This window comes from Acidithiobacillus sp., assembly GCF_027322205.1.
Classification (GTDB): domain Bacteria; phylum Pseudomonadota; class Gammaproteobacteria; order Acidithiobacillales; family Acidithiobacillaceae; genus Acidithiobacillus.
The window spans coordinates 1-22,534 of sequence record NZ_DAHVHY010000033.1 but is presented as its reverse complement, the minus strand read 5'-3'; the positions used below and the strand labels follow the sequence as shown (position 1 = coordinate 22,534).

Here is a 22,534-nt window from a genome sequence, read left to right as displayed (position 1 = left end):
GAGCCGCCACAGATGAGGCAGCCGATATCAATTTCAGCGGAAGGCTCCGTGAAGGGAAAGTAGGATGGACGGAAGCGTACCGGGAGATCGGGCTTTGCAAAAAATTCCTGGAGAAAGTCTGCCAATAAACCGCGCAAGTCGGCGAAACTGGCACGCTCGTCGAGTAACAGGCCCTCGACCTGATGAAACATCGGCGTGTGGGTGACATCCGAGTCGCGCCGGTACACTCGGCCCGTGGCGATCATACGTAGCGGGGGCTGATGCGTTTCAAGAAACCGAATCTGAACCGTCGAGGTTTGCGTGCGCAAGAGACGCGTCGCGTCCAGATAAAAGGTATCATGCATCGCCCGCGCAGGATGATCTTCCGGAATATTGAGCGCCGCAAAATTGTGGTAATCGTCCTCTATTTCGGGACCATCGCTGGTTTCAAAACCCAGCCCGCAGAAATAATGTTCGATCCACTCCAGCGTCTGCCGAATAGGATGGGTAGAGCCACCAGCCACACGCCGCCCCGGCAGGGTCACATCCAGCCGCTCCTGCTGCAGGCGTGCCTGAATAACTGCCACTTCGAGTTGTCCTTTGCGCTCCTGCAAGAGCGCCTGCACTTCGGACTTACGCGCGTTGAGCAACTGCCCGGCTTCCCGCCGCGCCTCTGGCGACAGTTGCCCGAGCTGTTGCATGGCCTGGGTGAGCACACCCTTCTTACCGAGCCACCGGAGGCGAATCTGCTCCAGGGCATTCAAGTCGGCGGCCGTCGCGATCTCCCGGGCAGCCGCGGCGACGGGGGCTATGGATTGCAACGACATCGCCACAGCCTCCGCCACCGTCAGGCTGCCAACTGGCCTTTGACCACCTCGACGAGACGGGAGAAGGCCGCCTTGTCACGCACGGCTATATCCGCCAGCACCTTGCGGTCGAGCTGGATACCCGCGCGCAACAGGCCATTCATGAAACGGCTATAGGTCACGCCCTCAGAACGCGCCGCCGCATTGATACGCACGATCCATAAGCTACGGAAATCGCGCTTCTTGGTCCGGCGATCGCGATACTCATAGGTCAGAGCCTTCATCACTGCCTGATGGGCAATACGATAATTGCTCTTGCGTTGACCACGGAAGCCCTTGGCACGCGCCAGTACTTTCTTGTGGCGGGCGTGGGCAGTTACGCCACGTTTTACTCTAGACATGGTACTGTTCCTCTATCATCAACCGTAAGGAAGCATGCGCCGCAATGCGGCCTGATCGCTACCCGAAGTAACCAAGGTGTGACGCAAATGGCGCTTCCGCTTGGTCGTTTTCTTCGTCAGGATGTGATTCAAAAAAGCCTGACGATGCTTGAATTTACCGGAGCCGGTACGCTTAAAGCGCTTGGCCGCCCCACGATTGGTCTTCATTTTTGGCACGATGGTTTCTCCTATTTTTTCCGTGGCGCGACAATCATCACCATTTGTCGCCCTTCCATGCGTGGCCGTTGTTCAACCACACCCACTTCCGTTAAATCTTTTTCTACCCGATTGAGCACTTCCATACCCAATTCGGGATGGGACATCTCACGACCACGAAAGCGCAACGTAATTTTCGCGCGATCGCCATCTTCGATGAAACGCAGGATATTGCGTAGCTTGATCTGATAATCGGCATCATCGGTACGAGGACGGAATTTTATTTCCTTCACCTGCGTCTGTTTCTGCCGACGTTTTGCGTCATGCTGGCGCTTGCTTTCCTGAAAACGAAACTTTCCGTAATCCATAATCCGGCATACGGGAGGATCAGCTTGCGGGGCGATCTCGACTAGATCCAGTTCAACCTCTTCTGCAGCAGCGATGGCCTCCATGAAGGATAACACACCTAACTGTTCCCCCTCGACACCTATCAATCGGACCCGTGCTGCGGTAATTTCCCGATTGATATTCACTTCTTTCTCTGTCGCGATTGCCTTATCCTCCTCGCTAGCCTTGCCACTCCAGGGTGTTCAACCGCTTCTGATCCATCTTCTGCAGAGCGACACCCACGACGTCTATGGTCAGGGTACCGAGATCTTGGCCATCCCGATCACGCACCGCCACCGTACCCGCTGCTTTTTCCCGTTCCCCAACCACCAGCAGATAGGGCACGCGGCGCAAAGTCTGGGCGCGTATCTTATAACCTATCTTCTCGTTTCTCAAGTCCGTTTCCGCACGGATGCCGCACTTCACCAAGGCATCGCTTACCGATATGGCATATGCTGCGTAATGCTCGCTGATGGGCAACACCACGGCCTGCACCGGAGCGAGCCAAAGTGGAAATTTACCTTCGTAATGCTCAATCAGCACACCGAAGAAACGCTCGATAGAGCCGAAGATAGCGCGATGTACCATGATCGGCACCTTACGCGCACCGTCTTCCGCCACATATTCCATGGCAAAGCGCTCCGGCAGGTTGAAATCCAGTTGCACTGTACTGCACTGCCACTTGCGGCCGATAGAATCTTGAATTTTCAGATCAATTTTCGGGCCATAAAATGCGCCACCACCTTCATCCACCTGATAGGCCAGGCCGGCACGCTCCAGGGCGTTGCGCAATGCCTGGGTAGCCGCATCCCAAATCTCATCACTACCCACTGAATGCTCGGGGCGGGTAGACAAGTTTATTTCATATTGACTGAAACCGAAGGTACTGAGAATTTTCTGGACCAGCGCCAACACGCCGAGAATCTCCGCCTCTATCTGATCGGGTCGGCAAAAAACATGGGCATCATCCTGGGTAAAGCCGCGTACACGCATCAGGCCGTGTAAAGCACCGGACATTTCATGGCGGTAGACCGTACCCAGTTCGGCCCAGCGAATGGGCAAATCGCGGTAGGAATGCAGCTTGTCTTTGTAAATAAGAATATGGAAAGGGCAATTCATGGGCTTGAGCTGGTAAGGCTGGCCCTCGTCCTGCATCGGATCAAACATGGACTCGGCGTAAAAGTCCTTGTGCCCGGAGGTGAACCACAACTGCTCGTGGGCAATATGCGGCGTATAGAGCAACTCGTAACCCGCCTCGACGTGAGCGCTGCGCCAGAAGTCTTCAATGACCCTGCGCACCCGCGCGCCACTGGGGTGCCAGAATACCAGCCCACCACCCGCATCTTCCTGAATAGAAAAAAGATCCAACTCGGTGCCGATACGCCGATGATCGCGTTTTTCGGCTTCTGCAAGCTGCTGCAGGTAAGCATCCAGATCTTTTTGCTGCGCCCAGGCGGTCCCATAAATGCGCTGCAACATGGGGTTCCGTGAATCACCGCGCCAGTAGGCGCCGGCTACCCGCTGCAACTTGAACGCCCCCAAAGAGCCCGTCGACGGCACATGAGGACCACGACACAGGTCCACAAAATCTCCCTGCCGGTACAGACTCAGGGACTCACCTTCGGGAATGGCGCGGATAATCTCGACCTTGTAGTCTTCACCCTTCTTTTCAAACAGGGCAATGGCGTCTTCGCGAGATAGCAGCTCGCGCTGCACCGGCAGATTTTCCTTAACCAGTGCATGCATCCGCTCTTCAATGGCTTCGAGATCCTCTGGGGTAAAGCCGCGCTCGAAGGCGAAATCGTAGTAGAAACCGTTATCAATGACCGGTCCGATGGTGACCTGAGCTTCCGGATAGAGGGACTGCACCGCTTGGGCCATCAGATGCGCGGTCGAATGGCGGATCACCTCCAGGCCATCTGCGTTGTCGCCGGTAACAATCGCCACTTCGGCGTCCTGATCCAGCACCGCCGAGAGGTCTTTGAGGGTGCCATTGACCCGCATGGCTACCGCAGCCTTAGCCAGCCCGCTGCCGATCGTACGCGCCAACGCCAGCCCGCTCACAGGCTCTGCGAACTGACGATGACTACCGTCCGGCAACTGGATATCTGGCATAGCCCCTCCAAAGAAAAAGCACCAGCGAGCATTGCCCCTCTGGTGCGGGATTTGGTAGGCGCGGGCGGTTTCGAACCGCCGACCTCTACCGTGTCAAGGTAGCGCTCTCCCCCTGAGCTACGCGCCTGCAGCCCGCAAATGTACCGACTAGCGGGTCATGCGTCAAGATCTGCGCAACATCGGCCGTACATTAAAACGCCAAATAAAGCCCGGAATCGCAAAAACGGCGAACATGCACAGGGCAACCACATAAAACTCCCAACCCTGATCGTGGTTCTGACCCTCCAGGCTATGCTCTATACCCATACCGATGATGCCGACGATGAAATACATTACCAGCCACTCGAGCAGATACCACTGCAACGCTTTGTCACCGGCGGTGGCACGAAAAAAGAACAGGCGACTACTTAGCCACGGCAGATTAGCCGCGACAAAAGCCAGTGCGATATAGGCCAGCGCCCAATCTTGCATACTCATCAAATCACTCCCTGCATGGCATAGAAACAAAAGGCCATCAGCGGCCCCGGCAGGATGCCGAGCACCAACAGCGCCAGACTGTTGATGCTTAATGCGGTGCTGGCCAAGTCATCACGCACGATAATCCCCATCTCGGCATCTGCTTCGTCAAAGTACATCACTTTGACCACGCGCAGATAATAAAATGCCCCAATCACCGCCAGCAGTACGCCGATCACCGCAAGCCAGACATATCCGGCGGCAATCACGGCCTGAAACACGGCCAGCTTGGCGTAAAAGCCCACCGTCGGCGGCACCCCCGCCATCGAAAACATGACAATCAGCATCAGGAAGGCATACCAAGGCTTGCGCTGCGCCAGGCCTTTGAAATCGTCAATACGCTCCGCTTCAAATCCCGCCCGGCTGAGCAACAGTATCATGCCGAAACCCGCCAAAGACATCAGCACATACACCACAGTATAGAAGAACGCACTGGCCAGCCCGGCCTCGGTACCCGCAACAATGCCCAGGGACATGAATCCGACATGACCGACGGTGGAATACGCCAGCATCCGCTTAATATTCTGCTGGGCGATAGCGATTACATTACCGACCACCAGAGATGCCAGGGTCAGTGCGACAAAAATCTGCTGCCAGGATTCCAGCATTCCGTAGCCACCATCCACCAGCAGACGAATGATCAGGGCGAAGGCACCGATTTTGGGTGCCGAGGCGAGGAAGGTGGTTACCACCGTGGGTGCGCCCTGATAGACGTCGGGTAACCACATATGAAAGGGTGCCGCGCCCAGCTTGAAGGCCATACCGGCGACAATAAATACGATGGCGAAGACCAATACCAGGTTACTTGCCGCCACATTTACCAACGCGCCAGCAATATCCCGTACGTCCAGGGTCCCGGTCAGCCCGTAGAGGAGAGACATACCGTAAAGCAGCAATCCAGAGGCCAGAGCTCCCAGAACGAAGTACTTCAGGCCGGCTTCCGTCGCCACCACACTGTCACGATACAAGGCGACCAGGGCATACTGACTCAGAGCCAGCAGTTCCAGCCCGAGGTAAATGCTCAGCAGACTGCCGCCGGAAACCATCACCATGATGCCCAGCAACGCAAAGAGCAACAGCACAAACACCTCGCCACGGTAAAGACCGCGATCCATGAGGTAACGCTTGGAATAGAGTACCACCATCAGCACGGCAAGATAACTGAACAATTCCGAGACATTGGTGAAGGGGTCGAGCACGAAGAGGCCCGCAAAGGTCGTACCGCTTTGCCCCATTTCAAAAATGGTCAGTACAGCGGCACCTATCAAGATCAGCACCGTCAGCACCGCCGCCAGATCGCGCAGACGATCGCCCCAGAACAGGTCTGCGAGCAAAACCACGCAGGCCATCGTCAGCACCCATATTTCCGGGATGGCGAAAGTCCAATGCATGAGAAATGAATTCATAGGCAAGGTCCTTTTACGCCGGAATCTTAGAAATGGACACCTGAGTCACCAGATGCTGTACCGAGCTATGCACGATATCGAGGAAGGGTGCCGGCCAGAGACCCAGCAACAAGGTAAATGCCGCCAATGTACCCAACACGAGAATCTCCCGCCCATCAAGGTCCTTGAGCGCTGCCACCTCGGGATGAACAATAATGCCGAAAATGACCCGCTTAAACAGCCAGAGCGTGTAACTGGCGCCGGTAACCAGGCCCGTAGCCGCAAGAATCGCCGCCCAGGGACTCACCTGATAGGTACCCAAAACCACCATGAACTCTCCGACGAAACCGGAAGTGCCCGGCAATCCGACATTACCCATAGCAAAGAGCATCATCAGCGCAGCAAAAATCGGCATAACATTGGCCACACCACCGTAGGCCTTGATATTGCGCGTATGCATCCGGTCGTAAAGCACCCCGACACAGAGGAACATGGCCGCACTGATAAATCCGTGGGACAACATCTGAATAATGCTGCCTTCGATAGCCACGCTGTCGAACACAAAAAAGCCCAGCGTTACGAAGCCCATGTGGGCGATGGAGGAATACGCAACCAGCTTCTTCATGTCCTCCTGGACGATGGCCACCAGAGCCACATAAATAACGGCGATAAGGGATAAGACAATCATCAGCCAGGCCAGCTTATGACTGGCATCGGGCACAATGGGCAGGCTCAGGCGCAGGAAACCGTAGGCACCCATTTTGAGCATCACGGCCGCCAGCATCACCGAACCCGCCGTCGGCGCCTCCACATGAGCATCCGGCAGCCAGGTATGTACGGGCCACATGGGGATTTTCACCGCAAAAGCCACAAAAAACGCGATAAAAATAAAAACCTGCGCGGCCATTCCCAAAGGAGTTTTTTGGAACACCAGCAAACTAAAGCTGTCGCCGCTATGGAAGTACAGATATAGCAGTGCCACCAACATCAATACCGAGCCCAAAAAGGTGTACAGAAAAAATTTGATAGTGGCGTAGACGCGGCGTGGTCCGCCCCAAACGCCGATAATCAGGAACATGGGAATGAGCATGGCTTCCCAGAATACATAGAACAGAATGGCATCCAGCGCGCAAAACACCCCAATCATCATGCCTTCCATGATCAGGAAGGCCGCCATAAACTGCGCCACCCGCTCCTTCACATTCCGCCAGGAGCTGATAACCACCAGCACCGTCAAGAAACTGGTGAGCAGGATAAACCAGAGAGAAATGCCGTCGATCCCCAGGTGATAAAAAATATTCAGGGAAGGAATCCAGGCCACCCGCTCGCTGAACTGCATGGCTGCTGTGTGGGTATCAAACCCGGTGAAAAGGGGAATGGTTACGGCGAAAGCCGCGATGGACACCAGCAGCGCCAGCCAGCGTGCCACTTCGGCCCGGCGGTCGCCCACCGCGAGTACCAAAAGACCGCCGACAATTGGCACCCAGATGGCATAACTGAGGAGGGATGAATGCATCATACCCTACCCTTTCCAAACCACGAAATAGGTCATGAACAAAATCAACCCGATAATCATTGCGAAAGCATAGTGATAGATGTAACCGGTCTGAACGCGCCGCCAGGACAGTGCCGCCTTGCCGATCTCGCGGGCCGTGCCGTTGACCATGATGCCGTCAATAAGCCGCTCATCACCCATATGCCAGAACACGCGACCGAACTGAATAACCCCCCGTACCAGAACCGTTCGGTTAAAAGCATCGAAGCCATATTTGCTCTCCAGAATCCAGATGAAAGGGCTGAGGATCCGCGTCAGCGCCACCGGCACACCCGGATACAGCCAGTAGAAGTAGGCCGCCACGGCAATACCCAGCAGCGCCAACCAGAAAGGCCAGACCAACAGCCCTTGAAGCAGGAAATCCCAGGCGCCGTGCCAGTGGGCACTGATCTCGCCGATGGTATTGAGCTGCGGGGCGATCACCAGGGAGCTATTAAGGAAGTGACCAAGACCGATGGGACCAATATAGGCCCAACCCGCAAACACCGCAGGGAGAGCCAGGGCAATAAGCGGAATCGTGATTACCGAGGGCGATTCATGCAGATGGACATAGGTGTATGCATCCATCCGGGGCGCACCATGAAATACCAGAAAAAACATTCTGAACGTATACAGGGCAGTCACCAGAGCACCTGCCACCAGCATATACTCCGCCCAGTCGGCACCAGGCAGTGTGGATAGTCCCACGGCCTCAATAATGAGATCTTTACTGAAGAAACCCGCAAAGGGCGGAATACCGGAAAGCGCCAGGCTCCCAATCAGGAAAGTAATATAGGTGATGGGCATAGCCTTACGCAGGCCACCCATTTTGCGGATATCCTGTTCATTGGCCATGGCATGAATCACCGACCCCGCCGCAAGGAAAAGCAATGCCTTGAAAAAGGCGTGGGTCATCAGATGGAAAATCGCCGCAGAAAACGCCGAAGCCCCCAAAGCAGCCGTCATGTAGCCCAACTGAGAAAGCGTCGAGTAGGCGATAATACGTTTAATATCATTTTGTACCAACCCGACCAGCCCCATAAACAAGGCCGTAATAGCACCAATCAACAGAATCACAGACAAGGCTGTCGGAGACTGCTCATAAATCGGCGACATCCGCGCCACCATGAAAATACCCGCCGTGACCATGGTCGCTGCATGGATCAGGGCAGAGATAGGCGTCGGACCCTCCATGGATTCCGGCAACCATACATGCAAGGGTACCTGTGCCGACTTGCCCATAGCACCAATAAAGAGGAGTAAGGCAATCCAAGTCAGTATATTCCACGGATGACCAGGGATGATTTCGACCGTTTGCCCCACCAAATGGGATACAGCAGCAAAAACCGTACGGTAGTCCAGACTGCCACAGTAGTGATATATCGCGGCAATACCGATGAGAAATCCAAAATCACCGACCCGATTGACGATAAAAGCCTTGAGTGCTGCAACATTGGCACTTTCCCGCTGAAACCAGAAACCAATGAGCAGATAGGAAACCAGGCCTACCGCTTCCCAGCCAAAAAAGAGTTGGAGAAAATTATTACTCATCACCAGCATGATCATGCTGAAAGTGAAGAGGGCAATATAACTGAAAAAGCGCGCATAGCCCGGATCATCATGCATATAACCAATCGTATAGAAATGCACGCACAAAGACACAAAAGTCACAATGACCAGCATCAAGGCTGTCAGACTGTCAATATCAAAACCGATGGATACCGGCAGGTGACCCAATATGGCCCAAGTATAAATATCATCGTAAAAGGTAATACCCTGGCTGACCTGCCATAGTACTGCCAGCGACAGATAAAAAGCGATGGCGACGCCGATGAGTGGCCCCCAATGAGCCTGCTCCCGAAACTTCCAGCCCAAGAATCCAGCCACCAGGGCACCCGCCAGGGGTGCCAATGGAATAGCCAGATATACGGCGATAGGGGGAAAGGCGTTTAACCAGTCAAAAGCCCACATATCAACCCCTCAACTCATCAATATCTTCTACGTTGATGCTATGGCGATTACGGAAATAGACCACCAGTATCGCCAGACCGATTGCCGCTTCAGCCGCTGCCACGGTCAGAATAAAAAACACAAAGACCTGTCCGTCGAGATTGCCCAGATAACGGGAAAATGCGACCAGATTGATGTTCACCGCCAGCAGCAGCAGTTCAATAGCCATCAGCAGAATGATGACGTTCTTGCGATTGAGGAAAATACCGACCACACCGATAGAAAAGAGTATCGCTCCGAGGATCAGGTAGGCCGCCAGGGTCGGTTGTCCAGCACTCATGATTTAGGCTCCCGCAAATCCACCAGATACACCCGATCTTTGGCGCGTACAGCCATCTGTGCACCAATATTCTGAGTTTTAGCACCGGTCCGGCGCCGCAACGTCAGGGCGATGGCGGCAATAATCGCTACCAGTAGAATAACTGCGGCTATTTCAAATGGGTACAGGTATTGGGTATAGAGAAGAATCCCCAATGCCCGCGTATTATCAGCATTGGCCGGTATGGCTGTGGGTGCGGTAATATGACCCAGCGGAGAAGTCCAGAAAACAACTGCCAGTTCCAGCACACCGAGGATAGCAATAGCCAGACCTAATGGCAGATAGCTGAGGAAGCCTTCTTTGAGACGTGCCAGATTGATATCCAGCATCATCACCACAAAAAGGAAAAGCACCATCACCGCACCCACATAGACCAGGATGAGGATCAGCCCCAGGAACTCCGCTCCCAGCAGAATGAACAGGGCCGCCGCATTAAAAAATGCCAGCACCAGATACAAGGTTGCGTACACTGGGTTACGCGCCGTTACCACAAGGGTTGCCGAACCCAGCAGTATGGCGGAGAAAACATAAAACAGAATGGTGGTTACGGGCAGCATGGCATCTGTTCTCCGTCAGCGATAAGCGCGATCAGCGTCGCGATCGGCAGCCAGCTCTGCTTCCAGGCGATCGCCATTAGCCAGCAGCATGTCTTTGGTATAAATCAGGTCGCCGCGAATTTCGCCGTGGTAAGACAACACCCGGCTTTCGACAATGGAATCCACCGGACAGGACTCCTCACAAAGTCCACAAAAAATACACTTGCTGAGGTCAATATCATAGCGGGTCGTTCGCCGTGTTCCATCGCTGCGAGCTTCGCTTTCGATGGTAATCGCCAGCGCCGGACATACGGCTTCGCAGAGCTTGCAGGCAATGCAGCGTTCCTCGCCATTTTCATAGCGGCGCAAGGCATGCAGGCCCCGGAAACGCGGGGATTGCGGTGTCTGCTCTTCGGGGTATTGCACGGTGATTTTTCGGGCGAAGAAATACCGGCCGGTGAGCTGCATACCACGCAGCATCTCGGTCAGAAAAAAGGTGTTAAACCATTGCTTGGGGCGAAATTGCATAGTGCTCTCCTCAGCGCAGAATGGCACGCAAGGGCGTTTCCAGAGCAACGCCGATTACGACAATCCAGGCGATCGTCACCGGGATAAACACTTTCCAGCCCAAACGCATGATCTGATCATAACGATAACGGGGGAAAGTGGCGCGAATCCATAAAAACACATACAGCAGGAAAGCCGTTTTCAGCAACAACCAGACTATTCCGGGTATCCAGGTCAGTAACGGCGTATTGATCGGGGCATACCAGCCACCGAGAAAGAGCACCGTCGTCAGCAGGGAAACGAAAATCATATTGGCATATTCAGCCAGAAAGAACAGCGCGAAGGCCATCCCGGAATATTCCACATGGAAGCCCGCCACAATTTCTGATTCGCCTTCCGCTACATCGAAAGGCGCACGGTTGGTTTCCGCTATGCCGGAAATAAAGTACACCAGAAAAAATGGAAATAACGGCAGCCAGTACCAGGACCAGAAACCGCCACCCGCCTGTGCTTCAACAATTTTAGTCAGATTCAGGGTCTGGGCCAGCATCAGCACCCCCACCAAGGCAAAACCCATGGCAATTTCATAAGCCACCAACTGGGCCGCCGCCCGCATGGCCCCCAGAAAGGCATATTTGGAATTGGACGCCCAGCCCGCAACGATGATGCCGTATACACCCAGACCAGCAATAGCCAGCACATAAAGCAGGCCAGCATTCATATTGGAGATAGCCACACCTGGACCGAAAGGAATAGCCGCCCAAACCAGCAGCGCTGGCACAAAGGCCAGCACCGGCGCCGCCAAAAACAGAAAACGATTGGCATTGGTAGGAATAATCACTTCCTTGAACATCAACTTGATCGCATCCGCAATCGGCTGCAACGAACCCTTGAAGCCCACCCGATTGGGTCCCAGACGTACCTGCATATAACCAATCACCTTACGCTCGGCCAAGGTCAGGTAGGCCACACCCAACAGTAGCGGCACTACGACGATAACGATCTTGATGAGCGACCAAAGAATCGCCCACCACGCCGTATTCTGAAAATCATGCATGACCCTGCCTCCTAAGCTCTGGCCGCGGCGGCAGGCGGTGTGGCCATGGTCACCGCGCAGGGCGCACAAGTGGCGCCTAATGCTGCGGTTTCGCTATACCCCATAGGCACCCAGACAGCACCCATCGGAATCCGCACATCCAGTACCAGAGGCAGGGAGACCTTACCGCTATGACTACTGATTTCGACTGAGTCCCCGCGCAGGGCCAGCACCTTGGCCTGATCCGGGTGCATTTTCGCCACAGCGGGCTGGGCGAGGGGCGTGGCACGCCGCACCAGTGGATCGCCCTGATAGATGGACCAGTCGCCCAGACGGCATAACCCATCGGCAGACATGGGCTGAGGGACCGACTCCAAAGCGGGAAAGGCATGGAACGGCGGCACATCCAGCGCATACTCACCGATTGCGTGCTGCCAGGCGGCAGTGACTTCACTCAGTGCATTAAACTGGAACCCGGACAGCTTAAGGCCGTCACCGAGTACGCGCAGTATTTTCCAGGCGGGACGCGCCTCGCCCGGCGTTTTTACCGCTGCCTGAAAGGATTGCAGGCGCCCTTCATTATTCACAAATGATCCAGAACCCTCGGCAAAAGCCGCCATGGGTAGAATCACGTCAGCATACCGTTTCGCTTCGCCAGCAAACTGCGCGATGCTCAACACGAATTCCGCTTTTTGCAAGGCCGCCAACGCCGCGGCGCCGCGTATTGCGTCCATACCCGGCTCAGTACCAAGGAGCACAAAGCCCCGCATATCAGCATCCCAAAGAGCATCAGCCGGTAGCCCCGCCGCATGCGCCGTATGCCCCCCTGGCAAACGATGAGGCACACAGCCACTCAACCAGGCCCCGGCACTATTGGCCTCTTGCGCCAGCCAGCCCACCCGTCCGCCCGCCAACTCGGCAAGCGTTTCAATCTGTGCAATCATCGCCGCCGCCTGCGGGTGATACAGCAAAGCACTACCGATGAGGATCAATGGGTTATCCGCCGCCAACAGGTCGCTCGCGACATGCGCCAAGGGCGTCGCGTCCGCCTTCTCAGCATGACCGGACAACTGGCTGCAGAGCGACTTATAGAGGGCCAGGTCAGCACCTGCATCTGCCACCAGTTGGGTTACGGGATAGTTGAAATCCCGACGCAGGCTATCGATGGCAATCACTTTACCGCCCTGCAACACGGACTTGCGCAGACGATGGTTGGTCAGCGGCTGCTGTTGCCGCGGAAAGGCATGGCAAAGCAGCACAACGGGCTCACGCTCCAGATCTTCCAGCGCCATGTTCAGAGCCGGATAGGTCGGCATCGCGGCATCCGCACGAAAATCCTGCTGGCGCAGACGATGGTCCACATGCGGGCTGCCCAGACCGCGCAACAGGGCCTGGAAGAGTAAGAGTTCTTCGTTGCTGGACTGGGCCGAAATCAGGCCGGCCAGTCGTCCCGCACCATGCCGGGCGATCACCTGCTCCAGTCCTGACAAAGCGGCCTCCAGCGCTTCCGCCCAGGAAACCTCACGCCACTCACCATCAACACGCAGTAAGGGCTGTGTCACGCGATCCTCTGCCTGTAAACCCGTGTAGGCGTAACGCCCTTTGTCACAAATCCATTCTTCGTTGACCGCCTCATTCGTCCGCGGCAACACCCGCAACACCTCACGCCCCAGACTCTGCACATCGGTATTACAGCCCGTCGAGCAATGGGGACAAAGGCCCGGTGTATGCTTCAGTTCCCAGGAGCGGGCTTTATAGCGGAAAGGCTTGCTGGTCAGCGCGCCCACCGGGCAAAGGTCAATCATGTTACCGGACAATTCCGACCGCACAGCCTTGGCGACATAGGTGCCGATAGCCATGTGCTCGCCGCGTCCGGTTGCTCCCAGTTCCATGATACCGCCAATCTCCTGGCCAAACCGCACGCAGCGGGTACACTGGATGCAACGGGTCATTTCCGTCGCGATGAGGGGACCGATGTCCTTATCCTCCACGACCCGCTTCTCTTCCGTGTAGTGACTGTGCGGATTGGCGAAACCCATAGTGATGTCCTGCAAGGGGCATTCGCCGCCCTGATCACAGATGGGGCAGTCCAGTGGATGGTTGATAAGCAGAAACTCCAGTACGCCCTGCTGCGCCATCTTCGCTTTGCGCGAAGCGGTGGCAATCTTCATGCCGTCGGCAACGGGTGTTGCACAGGCCGGCAAGGGCTTGGGGGCTTTTTCTACATCCACCAGACACATGCGACAATTGGCCGCGACTGACAATTTGGGGTGATAGCAAAAAAACGGTATATAAATCCCCATGGACTCGGCGGCTTCCATAATGGTCGTCCCCGGCGCCACCTCAATGGCCTGCCCGTCGATTTCAATATTCGGCATCAGGCAACTCCCATACTGATCAGGCAACGCTTGTGCTGAATGTGATATTCATATTCTTCGCGAAACAGGCGGATGGAACTCACTACCGGAGCCACACCGCCGTCGGCCAGGGCGCAGATGGTGCGGCCCTCGATACGTGAGCCTACATCCAGCAGCAGTTGCAGGTCTTCTTCGCGGCCCTGACCATTTTCGAGACGATGCATCACCCGCCACAGCCAGCCCATACCTTCCCGGCAGGGCGTACACTGACCGCAGGATTCGTGCATATAAAAACGGGCGATGCGCTCCACTGCTTTCACGATGCAGACGCTGTCATCCATGATAATCACCGAACCCGCGCCTAGTGCCGAACCGGCTTTAGAAATGGAGTCATAGTCCATGGTCACTTCCATCATGGCGGTTCCCGCCACCATGGCCGTGCTGGTTCCTCCGGGAATAACCGCCTTCAACTGGCGGCCTGGCCGCAGCCCGCCTGCCATCTCCAGCAAGTCCTTAAAGGGCAGACCCATGGGCACCTCATAATTGCCCGGCTTCTGCACCTGACCCGTCACCGAAAAAATTTTGGTGCCGCCATTATTGGGCTTGCCCAAACTCAGGAACCAATCACCCCCCCTGGTGATGATGCCCGGAACTGAGGCAAAGGTTTCCACATTATTGATGGTGGTAGGCCGTCCGTATAAACCGTAACTGGCCGGAAAAGGCGGTTTGAAACGCGGCTGCCCCTTCTTCCCCTCCAACGCCTCCATCAGCGCCGTTTCCTCACCGCAGATGTAGGCACCCGCGCCCCGATATACATACAGATCAAAGGAGAAATCGGTGCCGAGGATATTCTGTCCGAGATAACCCTTCGCGTAGGCCTCTTCCAGCGCCGCTTCCACAATGTGGATCGGTTCTACAAATTCGCCGCGGATGAAAATATATCCGGCACTGGCCCCCATGGCATAGGCACCGATAATCATGCCTTCGATCAGACGATGAGGTTCATAGCGCATGATGTCCCGATCCTTGCAGGTACCAGGTTCACCCTCATCGGCATTGCAGAGCAAGTACTTGGTACCGGTCACACCCTTGGGCATAAAACTCCACTTCAGTCCGGTGGGGAAACCGGCGCCCCCCCGGCCGCGCAAGGCGGATTTTTTTATCTCGCTGATGATCTGATCCGGCGCCATGGGGTCCAGTAGCACCTTGCGCAGAGCGCCATAGCCCCCGGTCCCGGCATATACGGAGAGCCGATGGGAATCGGGCAAACCACGATTCTGCAGCGTAACTCCGTTAACGAACATCGTCGGACCCTCCACGTAATTTCGCCAGCAAAGCATCCAGACTTTCCGGCGTCAGGTTCTCGTAGTAGTGATCACCGACCTGCAGCATCGGCGCGTCTTTACAGGCACCCAGACACTCCACTTCCTGCAGGGTAAAGAGACCGTCTGCGGTCGTCTCCCCAGGGTCCACACCCAAACGCTCACTGAGGTGCTGAAGTACCGCGTCGGAGCCATTCAGAAAGCAGGATACACTACCACAGACGCAGAGCTTGTGCCGACCCACCGGCTTGAGGTCGTACATGCTATAAAAAGTGGCCGCCTCATAGACCTGAATCGCCGGGATGCCGAGCAGATCGGCAACATACTCCATCACCGCATCGCTCAGATAGCCCTGCTCCTCCTGGGTAATACGCAGCGCCGCCAATAGGGCCGAACGCGCCTGATTCGCCGGATATTTGGCCCGTTCACGAGCAATTTTTGCCAGAGACTTTTCCGATAACATGGCTTACCTGTCGATCTCACCGAAAACAATGTCCATGGTGGATAAGATAGCCACCACATCTGCGATCATGTGTCCGCGCGCCATTTCGTCCATGGCGGCAAGATGCGAAAATCCCGGTGCCCGAATTTTCATCCGATAGGGTTTGTTGGCACCATCGGAAATCATATAGATGCCGAACTCACCCTTGGGCGCCTCGACTGCGGTATAGACTTCGCCCACAGGAACCGTCATGCCCTCAGAAAAGAGCTTGAAATGATGGATCAGCGCTTCCATGCTGGTTTTCATCTCTTCGCGGGGCGGTGCGGCCACCTTGAAATCATCGGTAATTACCGGACCGGGGTTTTTGCGTAGCCAGTCCACACACTGGGCAATAATGTGGTTACTCTGCCGCATTTCCGCCACCCGGACCAGATAGCGATCATAACAATCTCCGGTTTTGCCCACCGGAATGTCAAAATCCAGATCGGCATAAGCGGCGTAGGGTTGCGTGCGCCGCAGATCCCAGGCCACCCCGGAAGCGCGCAGCATGGGTCCGGTGAAGCCCAGTTGAATCGCGCGCTCCGGATCCACTACACCGATGCCCACGGTACGCTGCTTCCAGATACGATTATCGGTCAGCAGGGTCTCATACTCATCCACATAGGCGGGAAAACGGCGGGTGAAGTCTTCAATGAAGTCCAGCATGCTGCCCTGCCGGTTGCCATTGAGTTCCTCCAGACGCTTGGCATTCCGGTAAGGAGATGACTGATACAGGGGCATCTGTGCCGGCAAATCACGGTAGACACCGCCCGGGCGATAATAGGCGGCATGCATGCGCGCTCCGGAGACCGCCTCATAGACATCCATAAGATCTTCCCGTTCGCGGAAGCAGTAGAGGAAAACACTCATGGCCCCAACATCCAGCGCGTAAGCCCCCAGCCAGAGCAGGTGATTAAGCACCCGGGTAATCTCGTCGAACAGGGTGCGAATATACTGCGCCCGGACGGGCACATTGACGCCGAGCAGTTTTTCCACCGCCATACAGTAGGCATGCTCGTTGCACATCATGGACACATAATCGAGACGATCCATGTAAGGCAGACTCTGCAAATAGGTCTTGTTTTCCGCAAGCTTCTCTGTGGCCCTGTGCAGCAAACCGATATGGGGATCGGCGCGCTCGATCACCTCACCATCCAGCTCCAGCACCAGACGCAGCACGCCATGGGCAGACGGATGCTGCGGCCCGAAATTCATCGTGAAATTGTTAATTTCGGGCATTGTAGCGACCCTCCCCTTCCTCGCGGATGATACGCGGTACCACCACGCGCTCCTCAGTACGTGTCGGCTCGTAGACTACCCGTCCCTGATCCGCGTCGTAACGCATTTCTACCGTGCCGACCAGAGGGAAATCCTTACGGAAGGGATAACCCACGAAGCCGTAATCGGTGAGGATTCGCCGCAAATCGGGGTGACCATCAAAGAGAATCCCGTAAAGGTCAAAGGCCTCACGCTCAAACCAGTTGGCCGCCGCCCAGATATCCACCACCGAAGGCACAATAGGCAAATCGTCATCGGCAAAAATACGCACCCGCAAGCGCTGGCGATGTTTCAGGGAGAGCAGATGATAGACCACAGCGAAGCGCGGGCCGTCCCAGAGTCCATCACCATAGTCGACATAGTCCACGCCGCAGACGTCCACCAACAGATCAAAGGCGCAGGCCGCGTCATCCCGGAGCCAGAGGCAGGCCGCCAGAAAGCCGTCGCGTGACAATTCTACGGTCAGTTCGCCGCGATCCAGCCGCGCCTTGCGCAGTGTCTCCCCCAGTGCCGCGCCCAGATGCTGGCGCAAATTTTCGAGTGCGTCAGTCATGGCTTACCTGGCAATAGTATTGGTGCGACGGATTTTTTTCTGAAGCTGTATCAAGCCAAAGAGCAAGGCCTCAGCGGTGGGTGGACAACCCGGCACATAGATATCCACGGGCACGATACGGTCACAACCACGCACAATGCTATAGGAATAGTGATAATAGCCACCACCGTTAGCACAGGAACCCATGGATACCACCCAGCGTGGTTCCGGCATCTGGTCATAGACCTTGCGCAAGGCTGGTGCCATTTTGTTGACCAGCGTCCCCGCCACGATCATCACGTCGGACTGGCGCGGACTGGGACGAAACACAATGCCGAAGCGATCCAGGTCGTAACGCGCGGCACCAGCGTGCATCATTTCCACCGCACAACAGGCGAGACCGAAGGTCATGGGCCAGAGAGAACCGGTACGGCTCCAGTTCACCACGGTATCAATACTCGTGGTGACGAAGCCTTTTTCGAGGATACCTTCTATTCCCATTCCAGCGCCCCCTTCTTCCACTCATAGATGAAGCCGACGACGAGGATGGCGAGGAAGATCATCATAGCGAGAAAGCCCATCATACCGATTTGATCGAAGACCACCGCCCAGGGAAAGAGGAAGGCAATCTCCAGATCAAAGAGAATGAAGAGGATGGCTACGAGATAGTAACGCACGTCAAATTTCACCCGTGCGTCCTCAAAAGCCTCGAACCCGCATTCATAGGGCGAGAGCTTTTCACTGTCCGGCTTGCTTGGCCCCAGCGCAGAACCCATCAGCAGCGGGACTACGCCAACCACCAATGCAACGAGCAGAAATATGAGCACTGGCAAATAGTGGTTCAACATCCCAACCCCTCCCTCCACCCAATACGGGCTTCGGAAAACCTCCTCCAAAGCCGCCTATAAATTATTTTTTTTATATATAAATCAGTCTCTGGTGGAATCCAGGGACAAAAAAACAGCCCTATGGGCTGCAATTTGGTGCCGAAGACCGGACTCGAACCGGTATAGCTTGCGCCGCCGCCCCCTCAAGACGGTGTGTCTACCAATTTCACCACTTCGGCTTAATGTTTAAAACTCTCTCATGACACGCTAACGACGTCAAGGCTTGACAGGGGGGCTTCCTGCAGCAGCAGAAACCGCACCGGCCGCCAGACCCGCTGTCGTTGCCACCGACTGCGTCGGAGCAGCGACGACTGGTGCTACAGGTGCCGCTGTCGTCGTCACTGGCACTTTGCTGGGCAAGGCGATACCAGAAGCCACACTGCTGCTGGAATGGTCGGAAAGATAGGCCAATCCGAGGCTGTTCAAAAAAAACACGGCACCAATCACGGCAGTGGTGTGGCTCAGGAAATTACCCGCACCGCGCGCACCAAAAACAGTCTGTGAACCGCCGCCGCCGAAGACCGCGCCAATATCCGCACCCTGCCCCTTCTGAATCAGAATAAGCCCCACCAGGACAATACAAATAACGACCTGGAATACCAGCAACACCGTGTACATCGACTCAGCCTCCTCGTCCTGCCGACTCGGCAGCACGACAAATTTGGATAAACTCACCCGCCTGCAAGGAAGCACCACCGACTAAGCCACCGTCAATATCTGCCTGGCCAAAAAGTGCGGCTGCATTGTTACCTTTAACGCTCCCGCCGTAAAGCACTAAGAGACGTTTGGCAAGTTGCGCCGAATAGGCGGCCACCAACCCACGGATGAAAGCATGCACCGCCTGTGCCTGTTCGGGGCTGGCACTCAGACCAGTGCCAATGGCCCAAACGGGTTCATAAGCAATGATCATATTGGGCTGGCTCGCCTCGAGATTTAGCAGCGGCAGGATAGCTTCGACCTGGCGGCGTAATACCGTCTCCGTAGCACCTTGCGCCCGCTCCGCCTCGGTTTCACCCACACAAACCACCGGAACAAGGCCTGACAGCAGTGCCACCTTAACTTTCTGGGTGACCTGCACATCGCTTTCCGCAAAGATTTGCCGCCGCTCTGAGTGCCCAATCAGTACGTAACGGCACCCCATATCACGGAGCATGGCCCCGGATATTTCTCCCGTATAGGCACCGCTGGCCTCCCAGAAGAGGTTTTGCCCACCCCAACGCAAGGCGCTGCTTTTGGCCTCCTGAGACACTGCGTGGAGCAGGGTAAAAGGCGGGAAAATCACCACCTCCGGGCGCATCGGTTCCAGCCCGGCGTGGAGGATGGCTTGGGTGAGATGTACCGCATCCGCACTCAAGCCGTTCATCTTCCAGTTTCCTGCTACCATTGTGGAACGCACGGCGATTCTTCCTTATGATCCAATGTCCACGACGGCCTCATCGCCCCCTGGGTGTTGCCGACAATCCCGTCATGGTTATCTGATTCGGTGATCAGTGTAAAGATTCCGGCCTGAATGGTCAATTTAGCAGCCACGGGCAGGAGCGTGAGCCATGGCCAGCTTGCCCAGCTCTGCGGTCAGAATCGCCGACACATCTGCTGCCATTCCGGCAGATGCTGCCTCTACCATAATCCGCAATATCGGTTCTGTACCCGATGGGCGCACCAGCAGACGTCCGGTCCCCACCAGGCGAGTTTCTGCATCGGCGATGAGTTGCCGCGCAACAGGCTGATCGAGCAATATCTGCGCACCCGCCATGCGTACACTCGTCAACACCTGGGGGAAAGGTCGGTATCCTCCACGCAACGCTGCCAACGCCTCCCCCCTGCGGCGCATGATCGCCAACACCCGCAACGCGGCGAGGATGCCGTCACCTGTGGTGTTGGCAGGTGTAATGATGTGCCCTGACGACTCGCCCCCCAGGGGATAGCCATGGCTGCGCATGGCATCGAGCACATAACGGTCACCTACGGGCGCGCGCAACATAGGCACACCACAGCCAGCCAGCGCCTGCTCCAGAGCGAGATTGGTCATGACTGTACCAACCACGCCGGAGAGCTCGCCGTACTGACACATATCCCGTGCCAGCAACCAGAGAATTTCATCACCATCGATTAGTTCTCCCTGATCGTCCACCAACAACAGGCGATCACCGTCACCATCAAAGGCAATGCCCATATCGGCGCCGGTGCGAAGCACTGCGGCACGCAGCGCTGCGGGATGGGTGGAGCCCACCTGGTCGTTGATATTGATGCCGTTGGGCTCTACTCCCAGCAATTCCAGAGTGGCGCCCAATTCCCCGAAAATCATCGGCGCCACTTTGTAATTGGCGCCGTGCGCACAGTCCAGAACCAGGTGCATACCGCGTAGATTGAGGTCAGCAGGGAAGGTGGTTTTGCAAAACTCCACGTAACGCCCCGCCGCATCATCTACCCGCCGCGCCTTACCCAGACGCTCCGAGGCAGACAAGGTCATGAGCCGGTCCATCCATGCCTCGATGGCCTCCTCCTGGGCATCCGGCAGCTTATAACCGTCCGCCGAGAAAAACTTGATGCCATTGTCCTGATATGGATTGTGCGAGGCACTGATAACAATGCCGGCATCCGCACGCAAGGTGCGGGTCAGATAGGCGATGGCTGGCGTCGGTAAGGGACCGACCAGCAAAACATCGACCCCCGCCGCCGCCAGACCAGACTCCAGCGCGGACTCCAGCATGTATCCAGACAGGCGGGTGTCCTTGCCAATAACCACCCGGGGCCGATCCGACGCGTCCGCCGTGAGTACATGTCCAGCGGCCCATCCCAGGCGGAGAACCCACTCAGGATGAATAATAGAATCACCGACCTGACCGCGCACCCCATCAGTCCCAAACCATTTTCTCGCCATAGTTTCTTTAACTCCACATACACATATGGGCGGCTTGTCAGCGCCTGGGGCGCAACCCTGCCTGTAGTTATAACCTGTAGTTATAAAAGGTGAATCATCATATCTTCAACTCAAAGCAATTCCGCGCCAGACCCGCAGCGCCTGCACCGTTTCCGCCACATCGTGGACGCGCACGATGTGGGCGCCATGTTCTACTGCCCAAAGTGCGGCGGCGACACTGCCCGCCACGCGCTCTGCGGCCAGTTCCGCACCGGAAAGCGCGCCGATCATGCGCTTGCGGGAAAAACCAACGAGCAGTGGCGCACCCATGGACGCAAAGGCATCCAGATGGCGCAGTAAACTGCAGTTGGCTTCCAGATCTTTGGCGAAACCAAAGCCGGGATCAATGAGCAGATGTTGTCGGGGAATGCCTGCCGCGACACAGTGTTTTATGCGCTCAAGCAGGAAGCTCTTCACCTCCGCCACCACATCGCCGTAATGGGTTTCTGTTTGCATATTTTGCGGGGTACCCCGCATGTGCATCAAACAGACGGGAACACCCAACCCGGCGATAGTCTCCAACGCCAGCGGATCAGCACGCAACGCGGTCACATCATTCATGAGTCCTGCGCCCAAGGACCAGGCGGCGCGCATAACGGCCGCCTTGCTGGTGTCAATGGAGATGGGCAGCGGCACCTCCGCCGCCACCGCCTCCAATACCGGCAGGAGGCGTCGCAATTCTTCCTCGATCGCCACCGTCGGCGCCCCTGGGCGGGTGGATTCCGCCCCTATATCGATGATGTCGGCGCCCTCTTCCCACATCCGTTTAGCGCGCGCAAGAGCAACATCCACAGACAGATAGGTGCCACCGTCGGAAAAAGAATCGGGAGTGACATTGAGCACCCCCATAACACAAGGGCGCCCGAGAACCAGCGGGCGCCCGTTGCAATCCAGCGTCAGGGTCAAACGGGGTGTTCTCCTGGATTCAGGCTAGGCAACGGCTGCCCGCCCGATTTGTCGGCTGTCGTGACATTACCACCGGGTGCAGAGGGATAGTTTCCCGTACCCTCTACCGGCGGCTGCGGGTCGCG

At 56.2% G+C, this 22,534-nt stretch carries 24 protein-coding genes and 2 tRNA genes; all 26 read right to left on the bottom strand.

All coding sequences use genetic code 11. The annotated features are described in order from the left end of the window. The coding region (locus M7F93_RS06820; protein WP_298171050.1) for a phenylalanine--tRNA ligase subunit alpha at positions 1 to 806 on the bottom strand (806 nt) is incomplete at its 3' end. 20 nt (positions 807 to 826) lie between these two features. Next, on the bottom strand, positions 827 to 1,186 hold the full coding sequence (rplT, locus tag M7F93_RS06815; protein WP_012537291.1) for a 50S ribosomal protein L20: 360 nt from the start codon (positions 1,184 to 1,186) through the stop codon (positions 827 to 829). An 18-nt stretch (positions 1,187 to 1,204) separates the two neighbouring features. Continuing rightward, the gene (gene rpmI / locus M7F93_RS06810; RefSeq protein ID WP_298171048.1) at positions 1,205 to 1,402 is read right to left on the bottom strand and encodes a 50S ribosomal protein L35; all 198 of its coding nucleotides are present in this window, start codon (positions 1,400 to 1,402) and stop codon (positions 1,205 to 1,207) included. 11 nt (positions 1,403 to 1,413) lie between these two features. Next, positions 1,414 to 1,914: a translation initiation factor IF-3 gene (gene infC, locus M7F93_RS06805; RefSeq protein WP_298171045.1), complete on the bottom strand. Its 501-nt coding sequence runs from the start codon at positions 1,912 to 1,914 to the stop codon at positions 1,414 to 1,416. A gap of 34 nt (positions 1,915 to 1,948) precedes the next feature. Next, complete coding sequence (gene thrS / locus M7F93_RS06800; protein ID WP_298171042.1) at positions 1,949 to 3,883, bottom strand: threonine--tRNA ligase; 1,935 nt, start codon at positions 3,881 to 3,883, stop codon at positions 1,949 to 1,951. Between the two features lie 52 nt (positions 3,884 to 3,935). Continuing rightward, a tRNA-Val gene (locus tag M7F93_RS06795) sits at positions 3,936 to 4,010 on the bottom strand. Between the two features lie 35 nt (positions 4,011 to 4,045). Further along, positions 4,046 to 4,360, bottom strand: a complete 315-nt coding sequence (locus M7F93_RS06790) for a DUF2818 family protein (RefSeq protein WP_298171039.1) — start codon at positions 4,358 to 4,360, stop codon at positions 4,046 to 4,048. After that, complete coding sequence (gene nuoN / locus M7F93_RS06785; protein ID WP_298171036.1) at positions 4,360 to 5,805, bottom strand: NADH-quinone oxidoreductase subunit NuoN; 1,446 nt, start codon at positions 5,803 to 5,805, stop codon at positions 4,360 to 4,362. The genes M7F93_RS06790 and nuoN overlap by 1 nt, the downstream gene beginning before the upstream one ends. 13 nt (positions 5,806 to 5,818) lie before the next feature. Further along, a complete protein-coding gene (locus M7F93_RS06780; protein WP_298171033.1) occupies positions 5,819 to 7,303 on the bottom strand; it encodes an NADH-quinone oxidoreductase subunit M in 1,485 nt (494 codons plus the stop codon). A gap of 3 nt (positions 7,304 to 7,306) precedes the next feature. Next, positions 7,307 to 9,289, bottom strand: coding sequence for an NADH-quinone oxidoreductase subunit L (gene nuoL / locus M7F93_RS06775; protein ID WP_298171030.1), 1,983 nt, complete (start codon positions 9,287 to 9,289; stop codon positions 7,307 to 7,309). A gap of 1 nt (position 9,290) precedes the next feature. Next, complete coding sequence (gene nuoK / locus M7F93_RS06770; protein ID WP_298171027.1) at positions 9,291 to 9,608, bottom strand: NADH-quinone oxidoreductase subunit NuoK; 318 nt, start codon at positions 9,606 to 9,608, stop codon at positions 9,291 to 9,293. Then, positions 9,605 to 10,204, bottom strand: a complete 600-nt coding sequence (locus M7F93_RS06765; protein ID WP_298171023.1) for an NADH-quinone oxidoreductase subunit J — start codon at positions 10,202 to 10,204, stop codon at positions 9,605 to 9,607. The genes nuoK and M7F93_RS06765 overlap by 4 nt, the downstream gene beginning before the upstream one ends. Before the next feature lie 15 nt (positions 10,205 to 10,219). Further along, a complete protein-coding gene (gene nuoI / locus M7F93_RS06760; RefSeq protein WP_298171020.1) occupies positions 10,220 to 10,711 on the bottom strand; it encodes an NADH-quinone oxidoreductase subunit NuoI in 492 nt (163 codons plus the stop codon). 10 nt (positions 10,712 to 10,721) lie between these two features. Then, complete coding sequence (nuoH, locus tag M7F93_RS06755; protein ID WP_298171017.1) at positions 10,722 to 11,747, bottom strand: NADH-quinone oxidoreductase subunit NuoH; 1,026 nt, start codon at positions 11,745 to 11,747, stop codon at positions 10,722 to 10,724. Positions 11,748 to 11,758: 11 nt separating this feature from the next. Next, positions 11,759 to 14,104, bottom strand: a complete 2,346-nt coding sequence (gene nuoG, locus M7F93_RS06750) for an NADH-quinone oxidoreductase subunit NuoG (RefSeq protein ID WP_298171014.1) — start codon at positions 14,102 to 14,104, stop codon at positions 11,759 to 11,761. After that, positions 14,104 to 15,387, bottom strand: coding sequence for an NADH-quinone oxidoreductase subunit NuoF (gene nuoF / locus M7F93_RS06745; RefSeq protein ID WP_298171012.1), 1,284 nt, complete (start codon positions 15,385 to 15,387; stop codon positions 14,104 to 14,106). Before nuoF ends, nuoG begins: the two co-directional genes overlap by 1 nt. Then, positions 15,377 to 15,868: an NADH-quinone oxidoreductase subunit NuoE gene (gene nuoE, locus M7F93_RS06740; protein WP_298171009.1), complete on the bottom strand. Its 492-nt coding sequence runs from the start codon at positions 15,866 to 15,868 to the stop codon at positions 15,377 to 15,379. Before nuoE ends, nuoF begins: the two co-directional genes overlap by 11 nt. 3 nt (positions 15,869 to 15,871) lie before the next feature. Further along, the gene (locus M7F93_RS06735) at positions 15,872 to 17,125 is read right to left on the bottom strand and encodes an NADH-quinone oxidoreductase subunit D (protein WP_298171006.1); all 1,254 of its coding nucleotides are present in this window, start codon (positions 17,123 to 17,125) and stop codon (positions 15,872 to 15,874) included. Continuing rightward, a complete protein-coding gene (locus M7F93_RS06730; RefSeq protein ID WP_298171004.1) occupies positions 17,112 to 17,717 on the bottom strand; it encodes an NADH-quinone oxidoreductase subunit C in 606 nt (201 codons plus the stop codon). The genes M7F93_RS06735 and M7F93_RS06730 overlap by 14 nt, the downstream gene beginning before the upstream one ends. Before the next feature lie 3 nt (positions 17,718 to 17,720). Then, the gene (locus M7F93_RS06725) at positions 17,721 to 18,197 is read right to left on the bottom strand and encodes a NuoB/complex I 20 kDa subunit family protein (RefSeq protein WP_163098500.1); all 477 of its coding nucleotides are present in this window, start codon (positions 18,195 to 18,197) and stop codon (positions 17,721 to 17,723) included. Next, complete coding sequence (locus M7F93_RS06720) at positions 18,188 to 18,544, bottom strand: NADH-quinone oxidoreductase subunit A (protein ID WP_298170998.1); 357 nt, start codon at positions 18,542 to 18,544, stop codon at positions 18,188 to 18,190. Before M7F93_RS06720 ends, M7F93_RS06725 begins: the two co-directional genes overlap by 10 nt. 133 nt (positions 18,545 to 18,677) lie before the next feature. Beyond that, positions 18,678 to 18,762: transfer RNA gene (locus M7F93_RS06715), tRNA-Leu, on the bottom strand. A 37-nt stretch (positions 18,763 to 18,799) separates the two neighbouring features. Then, a complete protein-coding gene (gene secG / locus M7F93_RS06710; RefSeq protein WP_298170995.1) occupies positions 18,800 to 19,201 on the bottom strand; it encodes a preprotein translocase subunit SecG in 402 nt (133 codons plus the stop codon). Positions 19,202 to 19,205: 4 nt separating this feature from the next. Then, positions 19,206 to 19,967: a triose-phosphate isomerase gene (gene tpiA / locus M7F93_RS06705; protein WP_298171053.1), complete on the bottom strand. Its 762-nt coding sequence runs from the start codon at positions 19,965 to 19,967 to the stop codon at positions 19,206 to 19,208. 135 nt (positions 19,968 to 20,102) lie between these two features. Continuing rightward, entirely contained in the window at positions 20,103 to 21,464 is a 1,362-nt protein-coding gene (gene glmM, locus M7F93_RS06700) for a phosphoglucosamine mutase (protein WP_298170992.1), read from the bottom strand. A 105-nt stretch (positions 21,465 to 21,569) separates the two neighbouring features. Further along, positions 21,570 to 22,409 carry a dihydropteroate synthase gene (gene folP, locus M7F93_RS06695; protein ID WP_298170989.1) on the bottom strand — a complete coding sequence of 280 codons (840 nt, stop codon included), beginning with the start codon at positions 22,407 to 22,409 and terminating at the stop codon, positions 21,570 to 21,572. Positions 22,410 to 22,534 lie beyond the last annotated feature (125 nt).

Excerpts from the sequence above, each read along its gene's own strand:
- M7F93_RS06790 (WP_298171039.1), bottom strand. The coding sequence starts at position 4,360 with ATGAGTATGCAAGATTGGGCGCTGGCCTATATCGCACTGGCTTTTGTC.
- nuoF (WP_298171012.1), bottom strand. The coding sequence starts at position 15,387 with ATGTTCGTTAACGGAGTTACGCTGCAGAATCGTGGTTTGCCCGATTCC.
- nuoK (WP_298171027.1), bottom strand. The coding sequence starts at position 9,608 with ATGAGTGCTGGACAACCGACCCTGGCGGCCTACCTGATCCTCGGAGCG.
- secG (WP_298170995.1), bottom strand. The coding sequence starts at position 19,201 with ATGTACACGGTGTTGCTGGTATTCCAGGTCGTTATTTGTATTGTCCTG.
- M7F93_RS06730 (WP_298171004.1), bottom strand. The coding sequence starts at position 17,717 with ATGACTGACGCACTCGAAAATTTGCGCCAGCATCTGGGCGCGGCACTG.
- M7F93_RS06720 (WP_298170998.1), bottom strand. The coding sequence starts at position 18,544 with ATGTTGAACCACTATTTGCCAGTGCTCATATTTCTGCTCGTTGCATTG.
- thrS (WP_298171042.1), bottom strand. The coding sequence starts at position 3,883 with ATGCCAGATATCCAGTTGCCGGACGGTAGTCATCGTCAGTTCGCAGAG.
- M7F93_RS06725 (WP_163098500.1), bottom strand. The coding sequence starts at position 18,197 with ATGGGAATAGAAGGTATCCTCGAAAAAGGCTTCGTCACCACGAGTATT.
- M7F93_RS06735 (WP_298171006.1), bottom strand. The coding sequence starts at position 17,125 with ATGCCCGAAATTAACAATTTCACGATGAATTTCGGGCCGCAGCATCCG.
- nuoN (WP_298171036.1), bottom strand. The coding sequence starts at position 5,805 with ATGAATTCATTTCTCATGCATTGGACTTTCGCCATCCCGGAAATATGG.
- nuoG (WP_298171014.1), bottom strand. The coding sequence starts at position 14,104 with ATGCCGAATATTGAAATCGACGGGCAGGCCATTGAGGTGGCGCCGGGG.
- M7F93_RS06780 (WP_298171033.1), bottom strand. The coding sequence starts at position 7,303 with ATGATGCATTCATCCCTCCTCAGTTATGCCATCTGGGTGCCAATTGTC.
- glmM (WP_298170992.1), bottom strand. The coding sequence starts at position 21,464 with ATGGCGAGAAAATGGTTTGGGACTGATGGGGTGCGCGGTCAGGTCGGT.
- tpiA (WP_298171053.1), bottom strand. The coding sequence starts at position 19,967 with ATGGTAGCAGGAAACTGGAAGATGAACGGCTTGAGTGCGGATGCGGTA.
- nuoH (WP_298171017.1), bottom strand. The coding sequence starts at position 11,747 with ATGCATGATTTTCAGAATACGGCGTGGTGGGCGATTCTTTGGTCGCTC.
- nuoE (WP_298171009.1), bottom strand. The coding sequence starts at position 15,868 with ATGTTATCGGAAAAGTCTCTGGCAAAAATTGCTCGTGAACGGGCCAAA.
- nuoI (WP_298171020.1), bottom strand. The coding sequence starts at position 10,711 with ATGCAATTTCGCCCCAAGCAATGGTTTAACACCTTTTTTCTGACCGAG.
- nuoL (WP_298171030.1), bottom strand. The coding sequence starts at position 9,289 with ATGTGGGCTTTTGACTGGTTAAACGCCTTTCCCCCTATCGCCGTATAT.
- M7F93_RS06765 (WP_298171023.1), bottom strand. The coding sequence starts at position 10,204 with ATGCTGCCCGTAACCACCATTCTGTTTTATGTTTTCTCCGCCATACTG.
- rplT (WP_012537291.1), bottom strand. The coding sequence starts at position 1,186 with ATGTCTAGAGTAAAACGTGGCGTAACTGCCCACGCCCGCCACAAGAAA.